This window comes from Williamsia sp. MIQD14 (assembly GCF_051025635.1).
In the GTDB taxonomy this organism is placed as follows: Bacteria; Actinomycetota; Actinomycetes; order Mycobacteriales; family Mycobacteriaceae; genus Williamsia_A.
On the sequence record NZ_JBPFDG010000003.1, the window covers coordinates 507373 to 533320 of the forward strand.

The 25948-nt window shown below is 68.6% G+C and carries 23 protein-coding genes; 14 read left to right on the forward strand and 9 right to left on the reverse strand.

The annotated features are described in order from the left end of the window. Positions 1-9: 9 nt before the first annotated feature. The 5 genes from ACQ7HM_RS13945 to ACQ7HM_RS13965 all read left to right on the forward strand — a co-directional run bounded on the left by ACQ7HM_RS13945 (position 10) and on the right by ACQ7HM_RS13965 (position 4821). Positions 10-1026, forward strand: coding sequence for an esterase/lipase family protein (locus ACQ7HM_RS13945; protein WP_434216828.1), 1017 nt, complete (start codon positions 10-12; stop codon positions 1024-1026). Beyond that, positions 996-1958 (forward strand): esterase/lipase family protein, encoded by a 963-nt coding sequence (locus ACQ7HM_RS13950; RefSeq protein WP_434216829.1) that lies wholly within the window; start codon positions 996-998, stop codon positions 1956-1958. Before ACQ7HM_RS13945 ends, ACQ7HM_RS13950 begins: the two co-directional genes overlap by 31 nt. 59 nt (positions 1959-2017) lie before the next feature. Continuing rightward, entirely contained in the window at positions 2018-2779 is a 762-nt protein-coding gene (locus ACQ7HM_RS13955; protein ID WP_434216830.1) for a VOC family protein, read from the forward strand. A 49-nt stretch (positions 2780-2828) separates the two neighbouring features. Further along, the gene (locus tag ACQ7HM_RS13960) at positions 2829-3797 is read left to right on the forward strand and encodes an arsenic resistance protein (RefSeq protein WP_434216965.1); all 969 of its coding nucleotides are present in this window, start codon (positions 2829-2831) and stop codon (positions 3795-3797) included. A 70-nt stretch (positions 3798-3867) separates the two neighbouring features. After that, positions 3868-4821: an SGNH/GDSL hydrolase family protein gene (locus ACQ7HM_RS13965; protein ID WP_434216831.1), complete on the forward strand. Its 954-nt coding sequence runs from the start codon at positions 3868-3870 to the stop codon at positions 4819-4821. A 10-nt stretch (positions 4822-4831) separates the two neighbouring features. Here the strand turns inward: ACQ7HM_RS13965 and ACQ7HM_RS13970 are convergent, their stop codons facing one another. Together ACQ7HM_RS13970 and ACQ7HM_RS13975 are read right to left on the reverse strand one after the other, a co-directional pair. Next, the gene (locus ACQ7HM_RS13970) at positions 4832-6259 is read right to left on the reverse strand and encodes an acyltransferase (RefSeq protein ID WP_434216832.1); all 1428 of its coding nucleotides are present in this window, start codon (positions 6257-6259) and stop codon (positions 4832-4834) included. Positions 6260-6312: 53 nt separating this feature from the next. Continuing rightward, entirely contained in the window at positions 6313-7254 is a 942-nt protein-coding gene (locus ACQ7HM_RS13975) for an AraC family transcriptional regulator (RefSeq protein ID WP_434216833.1), read from the reverse strand. A 72-nt stretch (positions 7255-7326) separates the two neighbouring features. On the opposite strand from ACQ7HM_RS13975, the gene ACQ7HM_RS13980 reads away from it, so the two are divergent. The 3 genes from ACQ7HM_RS13980 to ACQ7HM_RS13990 all read left to right on the forward strand — a co-directional run bounded on the left by ACQ7HM_RS13980 (position 7327) and on the right by ACQ7HM_RS13990 (position 10212). Next, complete coding sequence (locus tag ACQ7HM_RS13980; RefSeq protein WP_434216834.1) at positions 7327-7800, forward strand: DUF1772 domain-containing protein; 474 nt, start codon at positions 7327-7329, stop codon at positions 7798-7800. A gap of 7 nt (positions 7801-7807) precedes the next feature. Beyond that, a complete protein-coding gene (locus ACQ7HM_RS13985; protein ID WP_434216835.1) occupies positions 7808-8695 on the forward strand; it encodes an alpha/beta fold hydrolase in 888 nt (295 codons plus the stop codon). Positions 8696-8982: 287 nt separating this feature from the next. Continuing rightward, the gene (locus ACQ7HM_RS13990; RefSeq protein ID WP_434216836.1) at positions 8983-10212 is read left to right on the forward strand and encodes a DUF222 domain-containing protein; all 1230 of its coding nucleotides are present in this window, start codon (positions 8983-8985) and stop codon (positions 10210-10212) included. A gap of 12 nt (positions 10213-10224) precedes the next feature. On the opposite strand, the gene ACQ7HM_RS13995 is transcribed toward ACQ7HM_RS13990, so the two are convergent. After that, a complete protein-coding gene (locus ACQ7HM_RS13995; protein WP_434216837.1) occupies positions 10225-11079 on the reverse strand; it encodes an NmrA family NAD(P)-binding protein in 855 nt (284 codons plus the stop codon). A 127-nt stretch (positions 11080-11206) separates the two neighbouring features. On the opposite strand from ACQ7HM_RS13995, the gene ACQ7HM_RS14000 reads away from it, so the two are divergent. Beyond that, positions 11207-11599, forward strand: a complete 393-nt coding sequence (locus ACQ7HM_RS14000) for a winged helix-turn-helix transcriptional regulator (protein ID WP_434216838.1) — start codon at positions 11207-11209, stop codon at positions 11597-11599. 216 nt (positions 11600-11815) lie between these two features. After that, the gene (locus tag ACQ7HM_RS14005; RefSeq protein WP_434216839.1) at positions 11816-14344 is read left to right on the forward strand and encodes an ATP-dependent Clp protease ATP-binding subunit; all 2529 of its coding nucleotides are present in this window, start codon (positions 11816-11818) and stop codon (positions 14342-14344) included. Between the two features lie 76 nt (positions 14345-14420). Here ACQ7HM_RS14005 and ACQ7HM_RS14010 read toward each other — a convergent pair whose 3' ends face one another. Further along, complete coding sequence (locus tag ACQ7HM_RS14010; RefSeq protein WP_434216840.1) at positions 14421-14777, reverse strand: hypothetical protein; 357 nt, start codon at positions 14775-14777, stop codon at positions 14421-14423. A 174-nt stretch (positions 14778-14951) separates the two neighbouring features. Here ACQ7HM_RS14010 and ACQ7HM_RS14015 point away from each other — a divergent pair, with 174 nt between their 5' ends. Together ACQ7HM_RS14015 and ACQ7HM_RS14020 are read left to right on the forward strand one after the other, a co-directional pair. Then, on the forward strand, positions 14952-15944 hold the full coding sequence (locus ACQ7HM_RS14015) for a ferritin-like domain-containing protein (RefSeq protein WP_434216841.1): 993 nt from the start codon (positions 14952-14954) through the stop codon (positions 15942-15944). A gap of 64 nt (positions 15945-16008) precedes the next feature. Further along, positions 16009-16899 carry a hypothetical protein gene (locus ACQ7HM_RS14020; protein ID WP_434216842.1) on the forward strand — a complete coding sequence of 297 codons (891 nt, stop codon included), beginning with the start codon at positions 16009-16011 and terminating at the stop codon, positions 16897-16899. Between the two features lie 11 nt (positions 16900-16910). Here the strand turns inward: ACQ7HM_RS14020 and ACQ7HM_RS14025 are convergent, their stop codons facing one another. Together ACQ7HM_RS14025 and ACQ7HM_RS14030 are read right to left on the reverse strand one after the other, a co-directional pair. Continuing rightward, positions 16911-18371, reverse strand: coding sequence for a DUF222 domain-containing protein (locus ACQ7HM_RS14025; protein ID WP_434216843.1), 1461 nt, complete (start codon positions 18369-18371; stop codon positions 16911-16913). Between the two features lie 327 nt (positions 18372-18698). Beyond that, positions 18699-20477, reverse strand: a complete 1779-nt coding sequence (locus ACQ7HM_RS14030) for an acyl-CoA dehydrogenase (protein WP_434216844.1) — start codon at positions 20475-20477, stop codon at positions 18699-18701. Positions 20478-20593: 116 nt separating this feature from the next. On the opposite strand from ACQ7HM_RS14030, the gene ACQ7HM_RS14035 reads away from it, so the two are divergent. After that, complete coding sequence (locus ACQ7HM_RS14035) at positions 20594-21175, forward strand: TetR/AcrR family transcriptional regulator (protein WP_434216845.1); 582 nt, start codon at positions 20594-20596, stop codon at positions 21173-21175. Between the two features lie 13 nt (positions 21176-21188). On the opposite strand, the gene ACQ7HM_RS14040 is transcribed toward ACQ7HM_RS14035, so the two are convergent. Genes ACQ7HM_RS14040 through kstR form a run of 3 tightly spaced genes read right to left on the reverse strand, consistent with a single transcriptional unit; the run spans position 21189 to position 23521 of the window. Beyond that, a complete protein-coding gene (locus ACQ7HM_RS14040; protein ID WP_434216846.1) occupies positions 21189-21602 on the reverse strand; it encodes a hypothetical protein in 414 nt (137 codons plus the stop codon). Positions 21603-21650: 48 nt separating this feature from the next. Further along, entirely contained in the window at positions 21651-22814 is a 1164-nt protein-coding gene (locus tag ACQ7HM_RS14045; protein ID WP_434216847.1) for an iron-containing alcohol dehydrogenase, read from the reverse strand. Next, on the reverse strand, positions 22811-23521 hold the full coding sequence (gene kstR / locus ACQ7HM_RS14050) for a cholesterol catabolism transcriptional regulator KstR (RefSeq protein ID WP_434216848.1): 711 nt from the start codon (positions 23519-23521) through the stop codon (positions 22811-22813). The genes ACQ7HM_RS14045 and kstR overlap by 4 nt, the downstream gene beginning before the upstream one ends. Before the next feature lie 205 nt (positions 23522-23726). On the opposite strand from kstR, the gene ACQ7HM_RS14055 reads away from it, so the two are divergent. Then, entirely contained in the window at positions 23727-25925 is a 2199-nt protein-coding gene (locus ACQ7HM_RS14055; RefSeq protein WP_434216849.1) for an acyl-CoA dehydrogenase, read from the forward strand. Positions 25926-25948 lie beyond the last annotated feature (23 nt).

Consider the following 25948-nt stretch of genomic DNA (forward strand, 5'->3'; position numbering starts at 1 on the left):
TCTGACGACGTGGCGCATGGTCCGTTGATCCGACTGCTCGGCGACGCGATGACCATCCCGCTGCGTGTCGGCGGCCTGCTCACGCGGTCGACCGACGACGTCGGACTGCTTGCCCCCGATCAGGAGATCGACAACCCGGCGCCCCCGAACTCCGCCCATGAGCGGCAGAAGGTCGCGTACAACTTCTTCTCCGGGATCGGCCCGGAGATCGCCAACCCCGGCGGCGCGTTACCCGGTGCGAACCGGTGGGACGACGCTGTCGACCCGGCCCACCCGAACCCGGTGATCCTCGTGCACGGCACCGGTGGCGGCGGCCAGACGAACTGGGGCACCTACGTCCCGCTGCTCACCGGCGAGCGCTACTCGGTGTTCACCCTCACCTACGGTGCACTGCCCCATCTGCCGTGGCCGTTGTCGGCGATGGGCGGCATGACGACGATGGAGGACAGCGCCACCGAGCTCGGCGACTTCATCGACCGAGTGCTCGCCTCGACCGGGGCCGACAAGGTCGACATCGTCGGTCACTCCCAGGGCACGCTCGTGCCCAACCACTATGCGAAGTTCCTGGGCGGGGCCGACAAGATCGACAAGTACGTGTCGCTCGCGCCTCTGTGGGAGGGCACGAGTGCCTTCGGGGCCGGCCTGCTGCACACGGTCGACCTGCGGCTGGGCATCGACCCGCTGAAGGTGCTGCCGTGTCGAGCGGTGTCGCAGATGACGATCGGTTCGGCGTTCCTCGCCCGCATGAACGCCGATGGCGGTCCCTATGTCCCCGGCATCCGCTACACCAACATCTCGACACGGTTCGACGAGTTCGTGCGGCCGTACACCAGCGGTCAGCTGCCCGCGACGTCGGACGATCAGCACGTCACCAACATCGTCGTCCAGAGCAACTGCACGCAGGATTTCTGCGACCATCTCGGCATCTGCGGGTCGCCCCGGTCGGCGCGGCACGTCCTCAACGCACTCGATCCCGACCACACCGAGGAGGTGCCATGCGTGTTCGTCCCGCCGTTCTTCGGCTGACCGCGCTCGCCCCTGTCCTGTTCACCGCAGTGCTGATCGCCGCCACCGGCGTCGCGGCCCCCACCGTCACCGCGACCCCGCTGCCGGTGACCTACGACTTCTTCGCCGGCGCCCGCGCCGAACTGGCGAACCCCGGCGGTTCGCTGCCCGGCACGAACGACTTCGCCTGCCGACCGAGCGCCGCGCACCCGAACCCGGTGATCCTGGTGCACGGCACCGGCGGCAACCGGCAGACGAACTGGGCCACGCTCGGGCCGGTGCTGCACAACGCCGGCTACTGCGTGTTCGCCCTGAGCTATGGCGCGCTGCCGGGTACGCCGTATCCGCTGAACCAACTGGGCGGGCTCACCAGCATGATCCCGAGCGCGCGGCAGCTCGCGGTGTTCGTCGACCGGGTGCGGGCGGCCACCGGCGCGGCGAAGGTCGACCTCGTGGGCCATTCGGAGGGCACCCTGATGCCCGAGTGGTACGTGCGGTATCTCGGCGGCGCACGGTTCGTGAACCGGTACGTCTCGCTCGCCCCGTACTGGAAGGGTCAGGATCAGACGCCCTATCTGCAGCTCGAATCGGCCACGCGCGCACTGGGACTCGACCCCAAGGCGGTCCTGCCGTGCCCGGAGTGCGCCGAGGAGCAGTACGGCAGCCCGTTCATGCGCCAGATCAACGCCGGCGGCACCCCCTACGCCCCGGGGGTCGTCTACACCAACATCATGACCCGCTTCGACGGCATCGTGGAGCCCTGGACCGACGGCTTCGTGCCCGGCCTGCGCACGACCAACATCGTGGTCCAGGACACCTGTGCCGCCGACCGCTCCGACCACCTGTCGCTGGTGTCGTCCCCCCGCACGGCGGCGCTGGTGCGCACCGCTCTCGACCCCGCCCACCCGGTGCCGGTGCCATGTGTGCCGGTGGCCCCGGGCCTGCCCGGCTGATCCGACGACACCGACCGCGCCGCCGATGAGTTCGGCCGGTCGGCGGAGTCTGTACCGGTATGGCCACAGCAACGATCTCCAGCGCACTGCTCTCCAGCGACGATCCCGCACGGCTCCGTGACTGGTACGCGTCGGTGTTCGACGCCACCGTCGAGCAGGTCGGCGACGATCCCGGGTACGACGTCGTGGACCTCGACGGGTTCTATCTGATGATCGACGCCCGCGACGACGTCAGCGGGCCGGCCCGCGAACCCGCGCGGCTCATCCTCAACCTCGAGGTCGACGACATCCACGCGACGGCGGCCCGCGTCGACGACCTCGGCCACGGGTGGCTCGCCCCCGTCGAGGACCGCGACGGCAGCTGGTTCGGGACCGCCACCGATCCCGACGGCAACTTCGTGCAGATCATCGCGCTGAGCGAGGCGATGGTGCGGGACGCGCAGGAGGCCTCGATGACGCCGTTCAGCGGGTTCGCCGTCCGGGACATCGATGCCGCCGCGGAGTTCTACGGCGACGTCCTCGGGCTGCGTGTGGCGCGGTCGGACTCCGGGATGCTGACGCTGCACCTCGACCGCCGCACCCGGGTGCTGGTGTACCCCAGCGACGATCACCGGCCCGCCTCGCACACCGTGCTGAACATCCCGGTGGCCGACATCGATGTCGCCGTCGACGAACTTGTGGGCCGTGGCGCGGCGGTCCTGCGCTTCCCCGGGATGCCGTGCGACGACAAGGGCATCATGCGTGGCCGCCAGATGGGGATGGGTCCCGACATCGTGTGGTTCGCCGATCCGTCGGGCAACGTGGTGTCGCTGCTGCACTGAGCCGCCCAGCGCGCTCTCGCTATCCTCGGCGTCCGTGACGGTCGCGGCGATGGAGCGGTTCCAGATCCCGCTCTACCTCGTCGCGCTCGCCGTCGGAGCAACCGTGGGCATCGGTGTCCCCGACGCCGGTCCGGTGGCCGGGCACGCCGTCACCCCGGTGCTGATCGTGCTGCTCTACGCGACGTTCCTCGCGGTCCCGTTCGGACGCATCGGCCTCGCTCTGCGCGACGGCCGATTTCTCCTCGGGGTGCTCGTGCTCAATTTCGTGCTGGTGCCCGCGGTCGTGTTCGCGCTGACGCGCGTGATCGCCGACGACCGGCCCGTCCTGGTCGGCGCGCTGCTGGTGCTGCTCACACCCTGCATCGACTACGTCATCGTCTTCAGTGGGCTCGCCGGCGGGGCGTCGGATCGGTTGCTCGCCGCGTCGCCGCTGCTGATGCTGCTCCAGCTCGCGCTGTTGCCGCTGTACCTGTGGGCCTTCGTCGGGTCCGACATCGTCGGTGTGATCGACGTCGCCCCGTTCGCCGAGGCGTTCGCGCTGCTGATCGTGGTGCCGCTGATCCTCTCCGGCATCACCCAGTCCGTCGCTCGCCGACACCGGGCCGGACGGGTCGTCGCGTCGGCGATGGCGGCGGGGATGGTGCCGGTCATGATGATCACCCTCGCGGTCGTGGTCACCTCCGAGATCGACGCCGTTGCCGACCAGTGGTCGTCGCTGGTGCCGGCGGCCCTGGTGTTCGTCGCCTTCCTCGTCGTCATGCCGGTTCTCGGCGTCGGTGTCGCCCGGATCGCCCGATACGACGTCGCCGCGACCCGCGCGCTGGTCTTCTCCGGCGCCACCCGCAACTCGTTGGTGGTCCTGCCGCTCGCCGTCGCGTTGCCGCCCGCCCTCGATCTCGCGCCCGCGGTCGTGGTGACGCAGACGCTGGTGGAGCTGCTCGGGATGGTCGTCTACGTGCGGATCGTCCCCATGGTGATCGGCGGGTCGGCGAATCACGCTGCGGTCACCGGCGCATGAGACGATGTTCGGCGTTCGTCATGCGCAGGCCCGGTCACCGGGGTGCGGGCAGAAGGGGAGGGACATCGACGTGGGTCCGGGAACGCGACGGCGCTGGTTGCGTACGGCCGCTTCGCTGACGGCGATCGTGGGCGTGGCCGCGCTGGTGGCGACCGCGGTCGGGTGGTCGACGTCGGATTCGACGACCGACGACGAGGCGATGTCCCCGCTGCCGCGCAGCGTCTCCACCGAGGGCCCGCTCCACTACGTCGCCCTGGGCAGTTCGTACGCCGCCGGTCCCGACGTGGGCGACCTGATCAGTGCCCGCTGCCTGCGCAGCCGCGACGACTACCCGCACCGGGTCGCGGCCGGGTGGCGCGCCGACCTCACCGACGTGACCTGCTCCGGGTCGACCATCCCCGACATCCTCGACCGTGCGCAGCCGGGTCGGGCCTCGGAACCGCAGATCGATGCCGTGCGCCCCGACACCGAGCTGGTCACGATCACCACCGGCGGCAACGACCTGCGCTACATCGGTCGACTCACCGAGATCAGCTGCTCGAACTGGCTGGCCGAGCCGGTCAACGTCGACGGGAAGAAGTGCCGGCCCGGACGGCCGTCGCCGCCCCCGGTACCCGCCGACTACGACCGGCTGCGGGCGTCGATGATCCGTCTGGTCGACGCCGTCCGTGCCCGCGCGCCGCGTGCGGTCGTCATGATCGTCGACTACCTGCCGGTGCTCGACGCGCAGGCGACGACCTGCCCGGTCGTCCCGCTCGACCCGCTGCAGGCGCGCCAGACCGCCGACACCTTCGCGGCGTTGACCGCGACGACGCGTGCCGCCGCGGAGGCGTCGGGCGCGACCCTCGTGAACGCCGCGGCCGCCGGTGCCGATCACACGGCGTGCTCGGCATCGCCCTGGGTCTACGGCTTCCGACTACCCCTGCCATACCACCCCAACGCCGAGGGACGCGAGGCGATGGCGTCGCTGGTCCTCGACGCGCTGGAGACCTCCGGGCTGCGCCGCCCCACGACGCCGAGCTGAGCGAACGCGGTCAGGCCGCGACGGGGGTGTCGTGCGAGCGACGCTGCTTGAGCAGGACCCACAGCGACGACGCAGTGAGCAGTGCGCCGGTCCCGACCAGGGCCGATCCCGCGAGCGGCGAGAAGGTGTAGTGCACGGCGAGGCCCGCCGCCATCGTCAGGACACCCACCGGCAGTGACTTCGCGGGTGTCTGCGTACGCCAGTCGAGGGTGCTGCGTCCGGTGGTGATGAGGCTGATCGGGCTGCGACGCAACACCTCCACGATCGCGATGGTCATCGCGACGACCGCGGCGTAGGCGAGGACGATCTCGAGGCCGGTCGGCGCGTCGATGTCCTCGAGCACCGTCGGCTGCACCACGCTCAGCGCGACCGCGTGGGCGAGGTAGATGCCGAACGAGCGGTCGGCGGCGGTGCGCATGAACCGCGCCGCGATCGATCCCGCCCGTCGTCGCTCCTGCCAGATGGTGCCGATGCAGTAGAGCATCGCGATGATGGCGATGTAGGCGAAGGTGTTGTGCAGCATGAAGACGTTGGTCGCGCGGAACATCGACTCGCCGCGGTCGATGAGCACCAGGAAGTAGATCAGCGTCACCGCGACGACGATCGCGCCGACGCCGAGAACCGCCCACCGGAACCGCTTGGCGAAGCGGCTGAACGCCTCGAAGTGCATCGCGGCGAGAGCGCCGGACAGGATGAAGAACTGGTAGGGGAGCAGGGTTATCTCGAGGTGCCGCCACAGCACCCCGACGACGCCCTCCACCAGGAAGCCGTGCTGCGGTCGCACCATCAGGTAGAGCAGCACCGAATGGAACGCGAAGCTGACCAGCAGCAGGTAGCGGTGGTAGCCCCAGGTCTTGCGCATCACCCACAGCAGCGCGGGGAAGATCGCGTAGATCTGCATGCTCACCGACAGGAAGTACAGGTGGTACCAGGCGCTGCCGGTGATGAGGTCGTAGACGAGGCTCTTGGCCGCGAGCCGGGCGGCGTCGAGCGAGCGCACGGTGTCGGCGATGCCGGTGAGCCCGCCGCCGAGGTAGTGGCCGTAGAGCCAGTACAGAAGGCTCCACACCAGGAACGGCAGACCGATCAGCTTGTAACGACGACGCCAGAACGGCCAGACGTTCAGTTCGCGGTTGCGGTACTGGTAGGTGAGGACGAAGCCGGTGAGCGCGAAGAACCCGTACCGGGTGTAGCGGAGCAGCGTCTCGATCGCGCCGGCCGCGACGTTGGCGGGTGCGGCGACGCCGAGCATGACGTGGTCGAGGATGACGCCACCGAAGGTGACCAGGCGGACCAGGTCGATCTGGTGCAGATGCTTGTCCCGTGTGACCGGCGGCGCCGCGACCTCCACCGGCTCGGCGGGATCGGCGGCGGTGCTCGGGGTCGGGTCCGTGTCGGAGGGTGTGCGACCCGACGGGACGTCAGTGGGAGAAGCCATGATGAACCGAGACGATACTGCGCGATCCTGTGTGTGCCCTGCCGAGCCACGCCTCAGGCGCGCAGGTGTCGCCGGAATTCCCGGGGACTGACGCCCCGATGCCGGGTGAACGCGGCGCTCAAGGCGAACGCGCTGCCGTAGCCGACCTCGTGGGCCACCGACTCGAGTGTGCGCGCGGGATCGGCGAACAGATCGGCGGCCGACGCGAGCCGCCACTGCGTCACATACGTCATCGGTGCCGTGCCGACGAGCTCGGTGAAACGGCGCGAGAACGCTGATCGGGACATGCCGGCCGCGGCCGCCAGTGTGGCCACCGTCCAGGGGTGCGCGACGTTGTGGTGGATCAGCCGTAACGCCACCCCGACAACGGGATCGGACTGTGCGGCGTACCACCGAGGGGCCGCGGCGTCGGGCCGGTCGAACCACGAGCGAAGACCGGTCACAAGCACGAGATCGAGCAGCCGGTTGAGCACCGCCTCCTGGCCCGGCGCATCCCGGCTCATCTCGGCGTCGAGCACCGCGGTCAACGGGTTGTCGGAGCCGCCGATCACCGTTGCGCGTTCGACCGCGCCGAGCAGTCGCGCGCTGACCTCGCCCTCGACGGCGTAGGTACCGATGAGCATCTCCGCGTCGGGCGCACACCCGGGGTGTGCGTTGCCCCACGTCCTGACCCCGAGGGACATGTGGTCGGGCAGCGTGGCGCCGTTCTCGCTGCGGCACACGCCATCGGGATGGATGACCGCGGTCAGAGCGGTGTCGGGGGTGTCGGCGAAGACGTAGGGATCCGGCCCGCGCAGGATGACGATGTCGCCCACACCCGCCTGCAGTCGTGTCCCGTCGTCGTAGGTGATCGTCACGGTGCCGGTGGTCATCACCACCACGGTCAGCGGCGCCTCGTCGCGCACCCGGAGCGCCCACGGCGAGGACATCACCACCCGCAGCAGGAACGCGCTCTGGGCGCGGGGGCCGTCCAGGAGGCCCGACATCGAGTCCATGAGGACGATTGAACATGTTCCCGGCTCTCCAGACCATGTCGCGTGCTGGATCGGCCGGGTGGAATCGATTCCATGACCACCACTGCACGCGTCACCGACGCGCTCCTCGTCCTCGGCGTCACGACCTCCGGACTCGTCGCCGGACTGTTCTGTGCCTTCGCGTACGCGGTGATGCCCGGGCTGCACCGCACCGACGACCGCACCCTGGTCACGGCGATGCAGAAGATCAACCTCGCGATCGTCAACCCGGTGTTCCTGCTGCTCTTCTTCGGGGGACTGGTGGTCGCCGCGGCCGCCGCGTGGCTGAGCCGCGGGCAGTCGATCGGGCCGTGGGCGATCGCCGCGGCCGGGCTCTACCTCCTCGGCATGATCATCACGATCGCGGCGAACATCCCGCTCAACGACCGGTTGGCGTCCGCCGTCGATGCGGAGAGTGCACGTGCGGCGTTCGAGGCGGCGTGGGTGCGATGGAACATCGTGCGGGCGGTGGTCCACACCGCAGGGTTCGTCGTGCTCGCAACAGGACTGGTGGCCGGCCGGGCATAGTGGGGCCATGGCTTCCGCACAGATCCGGGCCGGTGTCCTCGACGTCGCCTACGAGCGGCATGGTGACCCCGGCGGTCGCGCAGTCGTTCTCGCCCATGGCTTCCCGTACAGCCCGCGCAGCTTCGACGATGTGGTCGAACGACTCACCGACGTCGGTGCCGATGTGGTGGTGCCGTATCTGCGGGGGTACGGCCCCACGCGGTTCGTCTCGCCGGACACCGTCCGATCGGGCCAGCAGGCGGCGCTGGCCCACGACCTGCGCGACCTCATCGGCGCGCTGGAACTGGAACGGCCTGTGGTCGCGGGCTTCGACTGGGGTGGTCGCGCCGCCTGCTTGGTGTCGTTGCTGTGGCCCGAGCTGGTGTCGGGGCTGATCACCGTGGGCGGCTACAACGTGCAGGACATCGCCACCGCCTCGACGACCCCTGCACCGCCCACTCTCGAGCGTCGCGCGTGGTACCAGTACTACCTGCACTCCGAACGCGGTCGAGCCGGGCTCGCCGAGTACCGCTCGGAGATCGCGCAACTGCTCTGGACCGAGTGGTCGCCCACGTGGCGGTTCGGTGACTCCGAGTTCGCCTCGTCGGCAGAGGCTTTCGACAATCCCGACTTCGTCGACGTCGTGGTGCACTCCTATCGACATCGCTACGGTCTCGTCGACGGCGATCCCGCCTATGACGCCACCGAGGTCGAGATCGCCCGTCTGGGAACGATCGACGTGCCCACTGTCGTCGTCGAGGCGACCGAGGACCCCATCGAAGCCCTCTCAGCCTCCTCCCGCGATCACGCTGCGCACTTCACCGATCTCCGCGACGTCCGCCGCCTCGACTGCGGCCACAACCCACCCCAGGAACTGCCCAGCCTCTTCGCCGATGCCGTGCGCGTCCTGTTGTGACGGGGATGTCGGCAGGCGAGGTCGGGGCGCGTCGTCGTCACTGGTCCTGAGTAACCGGGATAACAGTGGGCAAAATCGTTTGTGCGCGAACGATTCTGCTGCCGAGGTCTGTCCACAGGTCCTGGTTCAGGGCGGTCGTTGTCGGTGGGCGCGGGTACAATCGAACACATGAACGATCCGGGGGGATTGCGGTGAGCGCGCCAATGGGTGAGGTGGGTGTCGCTGCGCTGCAACAGATCCTGATCTCTTTGGGTGAGCTCGGACCCGCTGTGGCCGAGTCTGAGACTGTGGATTGCATCTCTCTTCTCGAGGCGATCAAGGCGGGTTGTGCTGCGGCGCAGGCGGTCGAGGCGATGCGGCTCGAGGAGTTGCGTGTCGAGGCCGAGCGTTCGGCGGGTGTCCCGGTGGCGCGGCAGGGGCGTGGGTTGGCCGCCGAGGTGGCGTTGGCGCGGAGGGCGTCGGGGTCGGCCGGTGGTCGGTATCTCGGTTTCGCGCGGGCGTTGATGCGCGTGATGCCGCACACGCGTGCTGCGTTGGCGTCGGGTGCGCTCACCGAGTGGCGGGCGACGATCCTGGTGCGGGAGACCGCGCACCTCACCCCGCGAGATCGCGGCGAGATCGACCGCCGCATCTGCGCAGACGTGTCGGTGTTGGAGGGTGTCAGGGACCGGGCACTCGATGCCGAGGTGAAACGACTCGCCTACGAACTCGACCCTCAGGCCGTGGTGGACCGGCACGCCCAGGCGGCCAAGGACCGACGCGTATCGACCCGACCGGCACCGGACGGGATGGTGCGGTTGTCGGCGTTGCTGCCGTTGGTGTCGGGGATCTCGGTGTTCGCGTCGCTGAAGAGGCACGCTGATGCGACCGTCGGCGGTGATGAGCGGACGCACGCGCAGGTGATGGCCGATGCTCTCGTCGAACGCGTCACCGGGGCGGCGACCACAGATGCACTTCCCCTGGCAGTGAACGCCGTCATGTCCGACGAGGTCCTCCTCGGTGACAGCTCTGCGGCGGCGCACGTGTCCGGCTTCGGCCCGATCCCCGCCGACACCGCCCGCGCGGTGGTGGCCACCGCCCTCGACGCAGACACGGCCTCGACGTTGCGTCGCCTCTACGAGACACCGTCGACCGGAGCCTTGGTCGCCATGGACTCCACCGCGCGCCTGTTCCCGACCGGGCTCAAGACGTTCCTCGAGTTCCGTGACCAGTCATGTCGCATCCCGTATTGCGACGCACTGATCGCCGAATACGACCACGCCCAACCGCACTCAGCAGACGGAGACACCAGCGCCGGCAACGGCCTGGGCATGTGCGTCAGCCACAACCGCGCCAAACAGAACCCCGGCTGGGTCGTCACGACGCGCGACGGCACCGATGCCGCCAGACACGTCGCGACGATCACCACACCGACCGGGCACGGTCACGCCTCCCGCGCGCCGGCGCCACCGGGTCATCGTGACGAGCCCTCTAGCCCCGTCGAACGACAACTGCGGGCTCTCCTCGACGCCGCATAGCTGCGGTCGGCGCTATGCGAGTGCTGCGCGGATGACGTCGACGAACGGGGTGCTCGGACGACCCAGGAGGTCGGCGAGATCGGTCGAGGTGGTGTCGAGTTCACCGCGCGCGATGCCGGCGTCGGAGTCGGCGAGTACCGCGGGCATCGGTTCGGGTACACCGGCGGAGGTGAGCGCCGCGGCGTAGTCCGCCTCCGGGAGATCCTGGTAGCGAACGGCCTTGCCCGACACCTCGGCCACCACGGCTGCGATGTCGGCGTAGGTGAGGTGCTCGGAGCCCGCGAGCTCGAACACCTTCGGCTCGCCGACGATCAACGCCGCGGCGCTCGCGGCCGCGTAGTCGGCTCGGGTTGCGGGCGCGACCTTCCCGTCGCCCGCCGAGCCGTAGAGGACCCCGCCGTCGATGGTGGGCTGCAGCGACGCGGTGTAGTTCTCCGAATACCAACCGTTGCGCAGCAGGATGTGGTCGAGACCGCTGTCGGCGAGAACCTTCTCGGTGGCGACGTGCTCCTTCGCCAGCTGCAGTCCGCTCGACTCCGCGTTCAGGATGCTGGTGTAGGCGACCAGAGCGACCTTCGCGGCGACGGCGGCCTCGACGACCGCGGTGTGCTGCGGCAGGCGCGACCCGACCTCGGACCCGGAGACGAACAGCAGTCGGTCGACGCCGGTGAACGCCGCCGTGAGCGCCTCGCGATCGGAGTAGTCGGCGACGCGGACGTCGACGCCACGCTCGGCCAACGACGCGGCCTTCGCCGCGTTGCGCACCACCGCGACGATGTCGCCTGCCGCGACACCCCGCTCGAGGAGAGCCTCGATGGACAACGATCCGAGCTGACCGGTCGCCCCGGTCACCGCATATGTGGTCATGACATCTCTTTTCCGACTGATGGTGGAGTCGCCGGACGCCCCGGCGCTGACCTCAGTGATAGCACTAACTAAACGTGCAGTGCAAACATTAAGACATGCGCATCCTGAAAGGGGTACGCTGCCGTGTATGGCAGCGCCCGACGTCCCCGACACCTCGCTCGAGGCCGACGTCTTCGCGCGCAACTGCGATTCCCGCGACGTCCTCCAGAACCTGACCGGACGCTGGGGATTGCTCGCGCTGCTCGCCCTCAGTGAGGGTGACTACCGCTTCAACGCGTTGCGTCGTCGCGTCGACGGGGTCAGTGAGCGGATGTTGTCGCAGACGTTGCAGACCCTGGAGCGAGACGGGTTCGTCACGCGGACGGTGCTGCAGAGCATCCCGCCGCGTGTCGAGTACTCGCTCACCGACCTGGGCCGGGCCGTGTCGGTGTCGGTGCGATCGCTGGTCGAACAGGTCGAGGGCGCGGTGCCGCAGGTGATGGCTGCCCGTGACCGCTACGACACCGAGTCGGGTCGGTGAGGGGCTCGTTCGCTGTCGGCGTATCGCACACCGAAACACGTGCCTCACCTGCGGTGTTGATGCAAGGGACACCACGTCCGCCGAGGGGCTGTCCGCACCCTCGGTGACACATCCCCGGTGGCACCGACAGGCGCCCACTACAGTGGTGACAAGGCTTCCGACGGGTGAGTTGTATCCGCATCACACCTGGTCGGCCGAGGTACGTAAGGGAGAACAATGTTCGAACGGTTCACCGACCGCGCTCGCAGGGTTGTCGTCCTCGCCCAAGAAGAGGCGCGGATGCTCAACCACAACTACATCGGCACCGAGCACATCCTGCTCGGTCTGATCCACGAGGGCGAGGGCGTCGCGGCCAAGTCGCTCGAGTCACTCGGCATCTCGCTCGAAGGTGTCCGCAGCCAGGTCGAGGAGATCATCGGCCAGGGCCAGCAAGCGCCGTCGGGACACATCCCGTTCACGCCGCGCGCCAAGAAGGTCCTCGAGCTCTCGCTGCGTGAGGCGTTGCAGCTCGGCCACAACTACATCGGCACCGAGCACATCCTGCTCGGTCTCATCCGCGAGGGCGAGGGCGTCGCCGCCCAGGTCCTCGTGAAGCTGGGCGCCGATCTCAACCGCGTGCGTCAGCAGGTCATCCAGCTGCTCTCGGGGTACCAGGGCAAGGAGCCGCAGGAGGCCGGTACCGGCGGACGCAGCTCCGAGTCGGGCACCCCGTCGACGTCGCTGGTCCTCGACCAGTTCGGCCGCAACCTCACCGCCGCGGCCGCTGACGCCAAGCTCGACCCGGTCATCGGGCGCGAGAAGGAGATCGAGCGGGTCATGCAGGTGCTGTCGCGACGCACCAAGAACAACCCGGTCCTCATCGGCGAGCCCGGCGTCGGCAAGACCGCCGTCGTCGAGGGTCTCGCGCAGGCCATCGTGTCCGGCAACGTCCCCGAGACGCTCAAGGACAAGCAGCTCTACACCCTCGACCTCGGTTCGCTGGTCGCCGGCAGCCGTTACCGCGGTGACTTCGAGGAGCGCCTCAAGAAGGTGCTCAAGGAGATCAACACCCGCGGCGACATCATCCTGTTCATCGACGAGCTGCACACGCTCGTCGGCGCAGGTGCCGCCGAGGGTGCGATCGACGCTGCCTCGATCCTCAAGCCGAAGCTGGCCCGAGGCGAGCTGCAGACCATCGGTGCCACCACGCTCGACGAGTACCGCAAGTACATCGAGAAGGATGCCGCCCTCGAGCGTCGTTTCCAGCCGGTGCAGGTCGGTGAGCCCTCGGTCGAGCACACCATCGAGATCCTCAAGGGTCTGCGCGATCGGTACGAGTCGCACCACCGCGTCTCCATCACCGACGGTGCGCTGGTGGCCGCGGCCACCCTGGCCGACCGGTACATCAACGACCGCTTCCTGCCGGACAAGGCGATCGACCTCATCGACGAGGCGGGCGCGCGGATGCGCATCCGTCGGATGACCGCACCGCCGGACCTCCGCGAGTTCGACGACAAGATCGCCAACGCGCGCAAGGAGAAGGAATCGGCGATCGACGCCCAGGACTTCGAGAAGGCCGCGAACCTGCGCGACAAGGAGAAGCAGCTCGTCACCGAGCGCGCCGAGCGTGAGAAGCAGTGGCGCTCCGGCGACATGGATGTCGTGGCCGAGGTCGACGACGAGCAGATCGCCGAGGTGCTGGGCAACTGGACCGGGATCCCCGTCTTCAAGCTCACCGAGGAGGAGACCACCCGTCTGCTCCGCATGGAGGACGAGCTGCACAAGCGGATCATCGGCCAGGTCGAGGCGGTCAAGGCCGTGTCGAAGGCGATCCGTCGTACCCGCGCCGGTCTGAAGGACCCCAAGCGTCCGTCGGGCTCGTTCATCTTCGCCGGCCCGTCCGGTGTCGGTAAGACCGAGCTCTCGAAGGCGCTGGCGAACTTCCTGTTCGGCGAGGACGACGCGCTCATCCAGATCGACATGGGCGAGTTCCACGACCGCTTCACCGCGTCGCGTCTGTTCGGTGCCCCTCCCGGCTACGTCGGCTACGAAGAGGGTGGCCAGCTGACCGAGAAGGTCCGCCGCAAGCCGTTCTCGGTGGTCCTGTTCGACGAGATCGAGAAGGCGCACTCGGAGATCTACAACACGCTGCTGCAGGTGTTGGAGGACGGGCGTCTCACCGACGGTCAGGGCCGCACGGTCGACTTCAAGAACACCGTGCTGATCTTCACCTCGAACCTCGGTACCGCCGACATCTCCAAGGCCGTGGGCCTCGGCTTCTCCTCCGGCGACGGAACCGGCTCGAACTACGAGCGGATGAAGCAGAAGGTCAACGACGAGCTGAAGAAGCATTTCCGCCCGGAGTTCCTCAACCGCATCGACGACATCGTCGTGTTCCACCAGCTCACCCAGGAGGAGATCATCACGATGGTCGACCTCATGCTCAACCGCGTCGAGGGTGCGCTCAAGAACAAGGACATGGCGCTCGAGGTGACGGACAAGGCCAAGAGCCTGCTGTCCAAGCGCGGGTTCGATCCGGTGCTCGGTGCGCGGCCGCTGCGTCGCACCATCCAGCGCGAGATCGAGGACCAGCTGTCGGAGAAGATCCTCTTCAACGAGATCACCCCCGGGCAGATCGTCCTGGTCGACGTCGAGAACTGGGACGGCGAGGGCGACGGCGACGGCGTGAAGTTCACCTTCAAGGGTGAGAAGAAGCCGGTCGAGCTGCCCGAGTCGCCGGTGGAGCTGACCAAGGCCGCCGACTGACAGCGGTCATGCACTGACACGAGCGGGGCGCATCCGAGAGGGTGCGCCCCGTTTCGCGTTTCGACCCTCTCGGTGTCTACCGCGGCATCGCCGACGTCGTCACCACGTAAGCGACCGCGACGCCGGCCGCGTTGACAACCAACAGCGTCAGGCACACGGGCCACATCAGGCGTCCCGAACGGCCGCGGCGAATCGTGACCACCCAGTCGACGACCGCCAGTATCAGCGTCGTCAGCACCATTACGCCCGCGACCAGGTCGTAGGGCGTCGCGTCGAATTCGCCGTAGTTCCCGAAGCCGGCGGCGAACACGATCCCGAACGCCAGGTACGGGACGATCGTGACCGCGCCGAATGCGTGCGTCCCACACAGCAGGGTCGCGAACGCCGCGTCGACATATCGGGGTGGCGGATCGGTCATCCTGCGCTCGGTCATCGGTCGACGGTAGGTCGCCGCGGTCGGGGGGTGACAGAGGAGAACTACTCACCTGCCGGGAGTGAACCGCTGCCATGATCTGCGCCACAATTGCGGCCACATCGGATAGTCGAGCTGGGGTCGACTCGTTGAACGCTTCGACAGGTAGACGACGATTCCAAGGACAGACTTCACATGGCAGCCTCGACCACGCCGATTCGTTCGCAGCTCAGCGTCCTTCTCACGCTGACCCACACCGAGATCCAGATCGCACAGACCCGAGTGGTGCAGGCCCGCACCGAGGCCGTCGCCGACGAGCTCCGGGAGAACGCCGAGAACGGTCGCGTCCGCGCGATCGCGATCGAGAAGGTCCTCCGTGAGCTCGGTGGCATCCCGGAGATCACCCGCCCCCTCGTCGGACGCGGTGTCGCGTTGGGCAAGACCGTCCTCGAGCAGGCGCAGCCCCTCGACGAGGCCCTTCTCGGTGACCTCGCCCTCGAGCAGCAGCTGCTCGGGCGCGCCAAGTACGTGAAGGCACTGGGCACCGCCCACGATCTCGACTCGGTCGTCGCGCTCGCCGACACGCTCATCGACGCGCACTCGGCGACCGTCGACTGGCTCACCACCGTGCTGGCCGAGGAAGCCATCGGTGGACCCGCCGCGCTCCGGCGTACCCCGACCCAGTGGGCCAGCGGTGTCCTCGCCACCGCGGTCACCCTCCCCGGAACCGTCATCGCGCGCGGCGCCGACCGTGTCATCGACACCGTCACCCGCGTCCCGCAGCGCGTCGGCGGCCTGCGGTCTGCCGCGAAGGAGACCACCGAGAACCTGCGGTCGACCGCGAAGGAGACCACCGAGACCGTCGCCGTCACCCTCACCGCAGGACGTGACGCCGCGCTCGAGGCCGCGGAGGAGGCCGCACGCGACACCGGTGCGACCGGCATCGCCGAGACCATCCACAGCGCACGCGTCGCCACCGGCACCATCACCGCCGACGACCTGCCGATCGAAGGCTACGACGACCTCACCGTCGGCTCGGCCGTGTCGGCGATCAAGGAGCTCGACAAGCCGTCCGACATCCGCCTCGTCGTCGACTACGAAGAGGCACACAAGGATCGCCAGGGTGTCGTCTCCGCGGCGCAGACGCAGCTCGCGTCGATCGCGAAGGAGATCGCCGGCACCAACTGACCGCACTCTCCCTGCTCGGGCTTGATACCGTACGCGCGTCAAGCGAGAGCGAGGGGACGGTCAGGTGAGTCATCCGAACAATGGTGCGCCCTACGGCCACCCACCGCTGCCACCGCCCACCAAGGGCGGTGGCAGCGGTCGTTCGTTGCTCGTCCTCGTCATCGTGCTGACGGTGCTGGTGGCTGTCATCGCCGCAGTGGGCGTGGTGGCATACCAGCAGTTCGGCCCGGGCGAGGACTCCTCGTCGGTCGCGGCCACCTCGTCGTCGGTGACGACCGACTCCGACGACGGGCTGCCGTCCCTCGCCGCGCCGTCGACCGGCGAATCGGCGTCACCCGATCCCGACAGCGGCGACCGGTGTCCGGCGGCGTCGGCCGGCCCGACGACACCGGCCGGCTGGAAGTCGGTGACCGGTACACGCGGCCTCGCCTACGACGTCCCGCCCACCTGGACCGTGCAGCCCTGCGGCACGGTCATCGGTTGGGAGAAGAAGTGCACCGACGGCCCGTTCGGCTTCTGCCCTATTCGGACGATGAGCGGCGCCGCGACGCTCGAATCCGCCTCGTGCCCGAAGAGCACCCTCGCCGACGCCGGTCTGCCGGGGGCATCCGACACGAGCGACATCCTGCAGGCGGTGCGGGCGGAATCGGCCCTGGTGGCCGACATCTACACCTCCGATTCCGGCCGCGTTCCGCGAGTGCAACTGAGTGCGCCTCGGCGATTCACGGTCGGCGGCGCCGACGCGGTCCAGGTGGTCGCATCGGTCACCGGCATCGAGACGTCGGCCTGCCAGGGCCCCACCGCGCTGCACAGCATGGTGGCCACGACCGTTCCCGGACAACCCGGTTCGGTGATGTTCGTGATCTCGCTACCGCAGGGCATGACCGACGCGGTCGCACCGGCCGTCGGCGATCAGATGGTCGCCACTCTCCGCCGCACGGTTCAGGGGCGGTGACCAGACGTCCGCTAGGCCGCCGGGTACAACTCGAACCCAGGCCAGGTGATGTCGAACCGTCGACTCAATGCCGGGACCGTGTCGAGTGGGTTCCGGTATCGCTCGAGGAGTTCGTCGATCCGGTGTAGCTGGTTGGCGCGGAGTGTCTCGGGTGGGTCGGTGTTGTGTCGCCAGCCGTAGCGGCCGCGGTCGGGTCCGTCGGTGATCTTCTCGGTGGTCCATTGATGGGGTTCGGTGCCGACGGCGCGGTTGTGCGGTCCGCATGCGGGTGCCATGTGCGACGAGTCGGTGAGTCCGCCGTCCGCCCAGTCCTGTTCGGCGTGGTGCATTTCGTTGTGGGCGAACGGGACCTGGCAGTTGTCTTTGCTGCAGCCGCCGTATTTCGCGAACGCCATCAGCCGTTGCGCGGGTGAGGCGAGGCGCCGGGTACGGCCGAAGAACAGTGGTTCGCCGGTGACGTCGCTGAACACGGCGAGGTGGGTCTGCGCATCAGCGGCCAACTTCACGACATCGCTGATCGGGAGGTCGCTGCCGGTGGCGGTGCGTGCTACGCCGGCGTGCTCGCGTAATTGGGCGTCGGTGATGGAGACGATGATTTGCGGTGGCAGCCCACGATGCGATCCGCCGAGCAGGCCGCCGGTGACGGCGGCGTCGAGGAGGGCTTTCAGCGCATCGTGATTGCGCTGGGACTGCGACCGGCAATCACGGTCAGCCGCTTGTTTCAGTAGCTCTGCATCGGCGTCGCCGTGATCGCCCTTGGGTGACTGGTCGTCGTCGGGGTTGTTCATGCCGGGTGCCGCCCATTTCGCGAGAACCACGTCGAACAGCGCACGCGTGATCGGATCCAGTGTCGCGGTGAGCTTCGACATCAACTGGCTGTCCTGGCAGCCGAGGTTGAGTTTCCGATTCCGTGCTCGGTCACGGTCGTCGGTGAGGGTCCCGTCGGGATCGAGGTGGGCGAGGATCCGCACCCCTGCGGCGGCGATCTCCTTCGGCGTGAGCGTGGTGGCGAACTCGGCGAGCGTCTTCTCTGCGAACGCACGATGCTCGGGGTCGACCGCGGCAGGGATCTTGTTCATGACGTCGAGGACGGCGTGGACGTGGTCGGGGCCGATCGACCCGGCGGCCAACTCGCGTGCGGTGTTCGGACAGACCGGTGGGAGTGTCTCGCCGGTCATCGCGTGCATCGGCTCGAGTGCCTGCACTTCTTTGAGGCGCTTCTTCGGTTGCGTGATGCGCAGTTTCGTCTGCAGGAACTCGGTGAGGGTCACGCATCCGACGGCGCGGTGAGCGTCGCGGTCGGAGACCTCGAGGATCCGCCGGTTCCCGGCCGCGTGGTAGCGCCGCGCGATCCGTTCGTGCCGGATCGCCACCTCGGCGAGCGTCTTCTGGTCGTAGCTGTCCGACGATGCCTCGTCCATCTCATCCAGGAGTTGCTCGAAGGCAGCGTATTTCGCCAAGAGATCGCTCACCGCTGCCCCCTCCCCAGGTGGTTCTGTACATCCAGGTTAGCACGGATGTTCGAACCAGGGGAGATTGATTTCAGTGAATAGTGTTGAACGTGAGTGTATTTCGCTTGTCTGGTTGCGTTGTACTACCACTGACGGTGCGGAAGCCGGTCGTCGAGTGTGCGTTGTCTCGTCGTCGGCTCACGATCCGCGGTCAGCACACTCGACGGCCGTTTCCACACAGTCAGCACGACCTCGGCCAGCCGTTTCCACACAGTCAGCACGACCTCGGCCAGCCGTTTCCGCACAGTCAGCACGACCTCGGCCAGCCGTTTCCACACGGTCAGCACGTCAGAGCCAGGCGGGCTCCAGGTCGAGGGTGGTGCGGTCGAGGGAGGCCAGGAGGTCGAACTGGGGTCCGGTCTTGGGCAGCTCGTAGCGGAAGAAGTACTGTGCCGCAGCTCGTTTGCCGTCGTAGAAGTCGCCGGCCTTGTCGGCGACGGCGAGCAGCTGCTCGAGCCAGATCCAGCTGATCACCACGTGGCCGGCGGCTTCGAGGTACACGGTCGAATTCGCCAGCGACACCGAGACGTCACCGGCCGACCACAGAGCGACGGTCACCTCGGCGAGGCGGTCGGCTGCGGCCTTGAGCTGTGTCGCGTACTCGGCGGCCGGTCCACCGGCAGCGGTCCCGCGGTCGACGGTCTCGGTGATGGCCCCGACGAGAAGCTGTAGACCCTTGCCGCCGTTCATCACCACCTTGCGTCCGAGCAGGTCGAGACCGTGGATTCCGTGGGCGCCCTCGTGGATCGGGTTCAGCCGGTTGTCGCGGTAGAACTGCTCGACGTCGAACTCCTTGGTGTAGCCGTAGCCACCGTGCACCTGGATGGCGAGGCTGTTGGCCTCGAGGCACCACTGCGACGGCCAGCTCTTCACGATCGGCGTGAGCACCTCGAGCAGCAGGTGCGCGTTGTCGCGGGTCTCACCCTCGGTGGTCTGCTCCTCGTCGACGAGCTTGGAGGCGTAGAGCCCCAACGCGAGCGCGCCCTCCACGTAGGACTTCTGCGCCAACAACATCCGCCGCACGTCGGCGTGGTCGATGATGGGGATCGCGGGCGAGCTGGGGTCCTTGTTGTCGAGCGGACGACCCTGGGTACGCACCTTTGCGTACTCGAGCGAGGCGAGGTAACCGGCGTAACCGATGGCGGTGGCGAGGAACCCGACACCGATGCGGGCCTCGTTCATCATGTGGAACATGTACATCAGGCCGTGGTGCTCCTCACCCACGAGATAGGCGACCGCGCCCTTCTCGTCGGTGGGGGAGTGGGTACCGTCGCCGAAGTTCAACAGGCAGTTGGTGGTTCCGCGATTACCCATCTTGTGGTTGAGGCCCACCAGCGCGATGTCGTTGCGGGTGCCGTCGGGCAGGTACTTCGGGGCGATGAACAGCGAGATGCCCTTCACGCCCGCGGGCGCGCCAGGGGTCTTCGCCAACACCAGGTGGACGATGTTCTCGCTCAGCTCGTGTTCGCCGGCCGAGATCCACATCTTGGTGCCGGTCAGCCGCCAGCTGCCGTCGTCGGCGGGGACCGCCTTGGTGGTGATGTCGGCGAGGGTCGATCCGGCCTGCGGCTCCGACAGGCACATCGTCCCGTAGAAACGACCCTCCACCATCGGCCGCACCCAGGTGTCGATCTGCTCGGGCGTGCCGTACTCGGCGAGGAGGTTCGCGTTGCCGACGGTGAGGAACGGGTAGGTCGACGACGACGGGTTCGCGGCCTGGAACCACGCCAGCAACGCCTTGCTCACCACCGACGGGAGCTGTAGGCCACCGACGGACTCGTCGAACGAACCGGCGATCAGACCGGACTTGGTGAACTCGGCCAGCGCGGTGCGCACCTCGTCGATGAGGACGACCTTGCCGTCCTCGCCCACGTACGGCTCGTTCTGATCACCCTTCTTGTTGTGCGTCGCGAACAGCTCGATCGCCATGTCGGCGCTCAGCGACAACACGTCGTCGAAGGTCTCGCGCGAATGCTCGGAGAAACGCTCACGCTCGGTGAGCGCGGTGACGTCGAGCCACTCGTGGAGCAGGAAGTCGATGTCGCGACGGGACAACGGGTCGGCCATGAGATCTCCTCGATATGAGCACTCGCTAATAAATGAGCGCCCGCTTATGATGCTCTCCGGGTGCGCCGATCGTCAATGGTCCGTGCCCACCACACGCACAAGAGTCGAGAGAGTTCATGAGCACCACCACCGGACGCGCCGGGGCCGCTGATCGCATTCGTCGCGCCGCGATCGATGCCTTCGCCGAGTCGGGATACGCCGGCACCTCCACCCGCGAGATCACCCGCCGACTCAACATGAGCGCGACCGCGATGTACCCGCATTTCGACTCCAAGGAGGAGTTGCTCTTCGACATCGCGCTCGAGGGGCACCACAGCGTGCTGGCGGCGATGCGCGCCGTCGACGACCCCGAGGCGACGCCGGCGGTGCGGCTCGAGGCCGTCGTCGCGGCGTTCGCCCAGTGGCAGGCCGAGTTCTCGAGCCTCGCCCGGGTGGTCCAGTACGAACTCGGTGCCCTCACCCCGGCCCACTACCGCGAGATCGTGGGCATCCGGCGCGAGACCGTCGCCGTGATCACGGCAATCGCCGACGCGGGCCGCGCTGCAGGCGATTTCGACATCGACGACGTCGACGGAATCGTGCTGGCGATCTCCTCGCTGTGTGTCGACGTGTGCCGATGGTTCCCCTCGGGGGCCTATCGCGACCCGATCGAGCTCGGTGCCGCCTACGCCCGCATCGCCCTGCGCATGGTGCGCTGAAGCGCCCCATCGGTCACGGCACCACGGTGCCCATGAGCCCGACCCATGCCGCCAGCAACAGGCACTGGATCGCGATGCCGGCAAGCGGAACCCAGAAGGCGATACGGCGGCGCGCCATGAGCACGATCGCGGCGATCGACGCAGCGAGCAGCACGATCCCGCCGACCCCGTCGAGCAGGATGTAGGCGAGATTCATGTTCCCGTAGTTGCAGTCGTTCACGCCGCACGAGTCGGTGATCATCATCCCGAACAGGCTGAAGAACGCGACGAATGCGAAGCCGCCCCAGTAGAGGGCGAGCAGCAGCGAGGTCACGATGACGTCGGCGGTCCGCGACGGACGCTGCGGCGCGACGTACGGATATGCCGCCGCCGACCCCGGCCCGGGCGGTACCGGCGGGGGCGGGAAGAAGCTGAAGTCGTCTGTCATATCGGGGACAGTAGGCGGCCGCAGGACGGTCTGGCAGAGGGAAAATACCTACTGATAGATCTCGCGGTAGAGCCCGATGATCTCGTCGGCGTCAGGTACCCGGGGATTGTTCGCCGGCGATCCCGAGGCCAGAGCCTGCTCAGCCATCACCGACAGTCGCGACGACCAGTCGTCGGCGTCGATGCCGTAGGTGGCGGGGGTGGGGACCTCGACGTCGGCGCACAGCTGCGTGAGCTCGTCGACGAGTGCGTGGGCCGCGCTCGGGTCGTCGACGCCGTCCCCGACCACGCGCATGGCGCGGGCGCAGTCGGCGTACCGCTCGGGTGCCGCATCGACCGAGAACCGCGTGACCGCGGGCAGCAGCATCGCGTTCGACAACCCGTGGGCGACGTGGAAGTGGCCGCCGATGGGCCGACTCATGCCGTGCACCAGCGCGACGGAGGCATTCGAGAACGCCATGCCTGCCTGGGTCGAGGCGACCATCATCGCCGCGCGGGCCTCACGGTCGGAGCCGTCGGCGTACACCCGACGCAGGGCGCCGGCGACGGTGCGCATCGCGGCGAGCGCGAGGCCGTCGCTGAACGGGTTGGCCTTACGGCTGACGTAGGCCTCGATGGCGTGGGTGAGCGCGTCGACGCCGGTGTCGGCGGACAGACGAGCCGGCATCGACATCGTCAGGTCGACGTCGACGATGGTGGCGATCGGCAGGAACGACAACCCCGGGCACAGCATCTTCTCGTCGGTGTCGCTGTCGGTGATGACCGTGAACTGCGTTGCCTCCGAACCCGATCCGGCGGTCGTTGGGATCGCGATGATCGGCAGCGCCGGCCCGGTGTAGGGGCCGGGCGCACGGTAGTCGCCCATGGTGCCGCCATTGGCGAACAACACCGACAGGGCCTTCGCGGTGTCCATGGGGGATCCGCCGCCCAGGCCGATGACGGCATCGGCGTCGGCCGCGCGCACCGCCTCGAGACCCGGGTCGAGCGACGCGGTCGTCGGGTCGGGCACGGTGCCGTCGAACAGTGTCGGGGTCGCCCCGGCTTCGGTGAGGAGGTCGAGCACGCGCCGCGCCACACCCGCATCGACCATGAACCGGTCGGTGACGACGACCGGGCGATGCACACCGAGGGTGGTGATCACCGATCCGAGACGGTCGAGGGCGCCGGAGCCGATGTGCGCCAGTCGCGGCAGGGCGATCGACGCGACGGTCACGAGCGCGACTCGCGCCCGGCCAGCAGCAGCTCGATGGTGAGTTCGAGGCGGTTGGTGACGTCGGTCGCCGTGGCCCGCCGCGTCAGCCACTGCACGAGATTCGACATCCACACGTCGGAGATGACGCGTGCGATCTTGAGGTCCTCGTCGGTGGGTGTCCCGGTCACCATCGCGTTGGCGAGCAGGCGGTCGATGACCGCCGCCACCGCGTCGACCTCGGCGGCGGCCGAGGCATCGGCGAACATGAACGCACGGGTCATCGCTTCGGTGAGGAGGGGATCGCGCTGCATCGCCAGCGTGATCAGGTCGAGGACGTGGCGCAGTCGCTCCAGGGCGGTGTCCCCCTGCAGTTTGCTGCGGTCGGCGCGACCCTCCACGCGTTCGAGTTCTCGCGCGAGCGCGGTGACCAGCAGGTGGACCTTGGAGGGGAAGTAGCGGTACAGCGTCCCGACGGCGACGTCGGCGCGGTCGGCCACCGCGCGCATCTGGACGGCGTCGTAGCCGCCCTTGGAGGCGAGCGCGAGGGTGGAGTCGAGGATGCGGCGGCGGCGTTCGCGCTGCGCGCTGGAACCGAGGTCGGTGTCGGCGCCACTCTGCTGCGGGGCGGTGGGCCGACGGGAGTCGGCAGCACTCTCACCCTGCGGGCTCTGCGCAGGTGGGCTGTCGGTCGTGGGCGCGAATCCGCCCGGTGTCGCCGGCGTGGCCATGGGTCACATCCTCACTTCGCACGCCGCGTGGCGAGCGAACCGGTTCTCGAATGGATCAACGATATGCCGCGGCCGTCGAAGTCGACGACTTGCCGCACCGTTCCCACCACACGACGTCCTCCCCGGCTTCCTGCTCGACCGGGCGCCTGGCATGATTAGAACACGTTCTAGTTTCGTGATCGGTGAGATATGTGAGGGCAGATCCATGACGATTGCCGACACCAGTGAGCACGCGTCGTTCACCGACGCCGTCCACCGATGGGCCGAGCACGTCGACACCGTCGGGCTGGTCCGCGCCGACATCGACCACACCGATCCCCGTGGCGGCACCGACACGTGGACGCAGATCTGGCCGCAGGTCGCCGACCTGGGTCTGTTCGCGGTCACGGTGCCCGAGCACCTCGACGGACTCGGCGCGTCGCCGGTCGATCTCGCGGTGATGCTCGAACAGTGCGGACACGATCTCGTGCCCGGTCCGCTGGTCGCGACCGCGGTCACCGCCGAGCTGCTCGCCGGGTCCGAACTCGGGGCCACCCTGCTCACCGGCGACCGCAGCGTAGCCCTGGCCCCGGCGGGTGTCGCAAAGGGCACGGAGGTCGGGGCGCGCTCCCGCGACGGCGCCGACGGCGTGCTCGTCGATGCCGACGCCCTCACCGTGGTCGGCGCGACCGCGAACGGGCTGGCGCTGCTCGCGGCCGACGCCCACGATCACGCCGACGGCCCTCGTCGGTGGCTGGTCGTCGACCTGTCCGCACCGGGTGTCGACCTCAAGACGGCCACCGCTCTCGACGGTCGGGCCGGGGTGGCGTCGCTGTCGTTGCGTGGGGTCGCGGCGGCCGCCGTCATCGACACCCCGGCCGAGGTGGTCGCGGCCCGACTCGTCGCCGGTTTCGCCGCCCAGGCCTCGGGCATCACCCGCTGGGCGCTCGACACCGCCGTCGCGTACGCCAAGGTCCGCACCCAGTTCGGCGCGCCCATCGGGTCGTTTCAGGCCGTGAAGCATCTGTGCGCGGAGATGCTGTGCCGCAGCGAGCAGATGACCGCGGCCGCCTGGGATGTCGCGCACGCCGTCGCCGACGGGGTACGCGGAGACGGGGCAGACGGAGAAGGGGACCAACTCGCCCTGTCGACCGCGGTGGCCGCCGCGGCTGCCGTCGACCTGCCCGTCGCGACCGCGCAGGACTGCATCCAGGTGCTCGGCGGCATAGGTTTCACCTTCGACCACGCCGCGCACCTCTACCTCCGCGCCGCGCTGTCGATCCGGACCGTGCTGGGCGGCAGCGAACCGTGGCGCGCGCAGTGCGCCGACGCCGCGCTGGCCGGTACCCGCAGACGCGTCGACATCGACCTGTCGGCGGTCGAGGGGCGACGCAGCGAGTTCCGGCAGACCTGCGAGCGGATCGCGTCGGCCGCCGACACCCGTCGGGCGCTGGCCGAGACCGGCTACCTGATGCCGCACTGGCCCGCCCCCTACGGCCTCGGCGCCGGTGCGGCCGAACAGATCCTGCTCGACGACGAGCTCGAGCGCGCAGGGGTGACCCGCCCCGACATCGTCATCGCCGGATGGGCGATCCCGACGATCCTCGAACACGGCACCGACGCCCAGCGCGAGCGATTCGTCGCGCCGACCCTCGCCGGCGACATCGTCTGGTGTCAGCTGTTCTCCGAACCCGAGGCCGGCTCCGACCTGGCGTCGCTGCGCACCCGCGCCACCCGCACCGACGGCGGGTGGCTCCTGCAGGGCCAGAAGATCTGGACCTCGGAGGCCCACACCGCCGACTGGGCCATCTGTCTCGCCCGCACCGACGCCGACGTCCCGAAACACAAGGGCATCAGCTACTTCCTCGTCGACATGCGCAGTCCGGGCATCGACGTGCGGCCGCTGCGGGAGATCACCGGCAACGCCCTGTTCAACGAGGTCTTCCTCGACGACGTGTTCGTCGGTGACGACTGCCTCGTCGGCGAGGTGAACGGAGGCTGGCGACTCGCCCGCACCACGCTGGCCAACGAGCGCGTCGCGATGGGCGGTTCGGGCCTGGGCAAGGAGATGGAATCGCTCCTCGAGCAGCTCGCCGACGGCCATCCGCTGTCGCCGGTGGCACGCGACACCCTCGGCGCCCTGTGCGTCGACGCGCAGATCGGCCGGGTGCTCGACGCGCGGTCGGTGCTGGCGAGCATCGCCGGGATGGATCCCGGCGCGATCTCCAGCGTCCGCAAACTGATCGGCGCGCGGCACCGTCAGGCGGTGCCCGAGTTCGCGGTCAGCGCACTGGGTCAGGCCGGGCTCGCCACCTCCGACGCCGCCGACCTGTACCTGCGCAACCGATGCCTCACCATCGCGGGAGGTACCTCGCAGGTGCTCGCCTCGGCCGCCGCCGAACGGATCCTCGGCCTACCGCGCTGAGAAATGGTGGCGCTTCGCGGATC

Bases quoted from the DNA above. Each gene is read 5' to 3' on its own strand.
- ACQ7HM_RS13950 (WP_434216829.1), top strand. From the start codon at position 996: ATGCGTGTTCGTCCCGCCGTTCTTCGGCTGACCGCGCTCGCCCCTGTC.
- ACQ7HM_RS13955 (WP_434216830.1), top strand. From the start codon at position 2,018: ATGGCCACAGCAACGATCTCCAGCGCACTGCTCTCCAGCGACGATCCC.
- ACQ7HM_RS13960 (WP_434216965.1), top strand. From the start codon at position 2,829: ATGGAGCGGTTCCAGATCCCGCTCTACCTCGTCGCGCTCGCCGTCGGA.
- ACQ7HM_RS13970 (WP_434216832.1), bottom strand. From the start codon at position 6,259: ATGGCTTCTCCCACTGACGTCCCGTCGGGTCGCACACCCTCCGACACG.
- ACQ7HM_RS13975 (WP_434216833.1), bottom strand. From the start codon at position 7,254: ATGGACTCGATGTCGGGCCTCCTGGACGGCCCCCGCGCCCAGAGCGCG.
- ACQ7HM_RS13980 (WP_434216834.1), top strand. From the start codon at position 7,327: ATGACCACCACTGCACGCGTCACCGACGCGCTCCTCGTCCTCGGCGTC.
- ACQ7HM_RS13985 (WP_434216835.1), top strand. From the start codon at position 7,808: ATGGCTTCCGCACAGATCCGGGCCGGTGTCCTCGACGTCGCCTACGAG.
- ACQ7HM_RS13995 (WP_434216837.1), bottom strand. From the start codon at position 11,079: ATGACCACATATGCGGTGACCGGGGCGACCGGTCAGCTCGGATCGTTG.
- ACQ7HM_RS14000 (WP_434216838.1), top strand. From the start codon at position 11,207: ATGGCAGCGCCCGACGTCCCCGACACCTCGCTCGAGGCCGACGTCTTC.
- ACQ7HM_RS14005 (WP_434216839.1), top strand. From the start codon at position 11,816: ATGTTCGAACGGTTCACCGACCGCGCTCGCAGGGTTGTCGTCCTCGCC.
- ACQ7HM_RS14010 (WP_434216840.1), bottom strand. From the start codon at position 14,777: ATGACCGAGCGCAGGATGACCGATCCGCCACCCCGATATGTCGACGCG.
- ACQ7HM_RS14015 (WP_434216841.1), top strand. From the start codon at position 14,952: ATGGCAGCCTCGACCACGCCGATTCGTTCGCAGCTCAGCGTCCTTCTC.
- ACQ7HM_RS14030 (WP_434216844.1), bottom strand. From the start codon at position 20,477: ATGGCCGACCCGTTGTCCCGTCGCGACATCGACTTCCTGCTCCACGAG.
- ACQ7HM_RS14035 (WP_434216845.1), top strand. From the start codon at position 20,594: ATGAGCACCACCACCGGACGCGCCGGGGCCGCTGATCGCATTCGTCGC.
- ACQ7HM_RS14040 (WP_434216846.1), bottom strand. From the start codon at position 21,602: ATGACAGACGACTTCAGCTTCTTCCCGCCCCCGCCGGTACCGCCCGGG.
- kstR (WP_434216848.1), bottom strand. From the start codon at position 23,521: ATGGCCACGCCGGCGACACCGGGCGGATTCGCGCCCACGACCGACAGC.
- ACQ7HM_RS14055 (WP_434216849.1), top strand. From the start codon at position 23,727: ATGACGATTGCCGACACCAGTGAGCACGCGTCGTTCACCGACGCCGTC.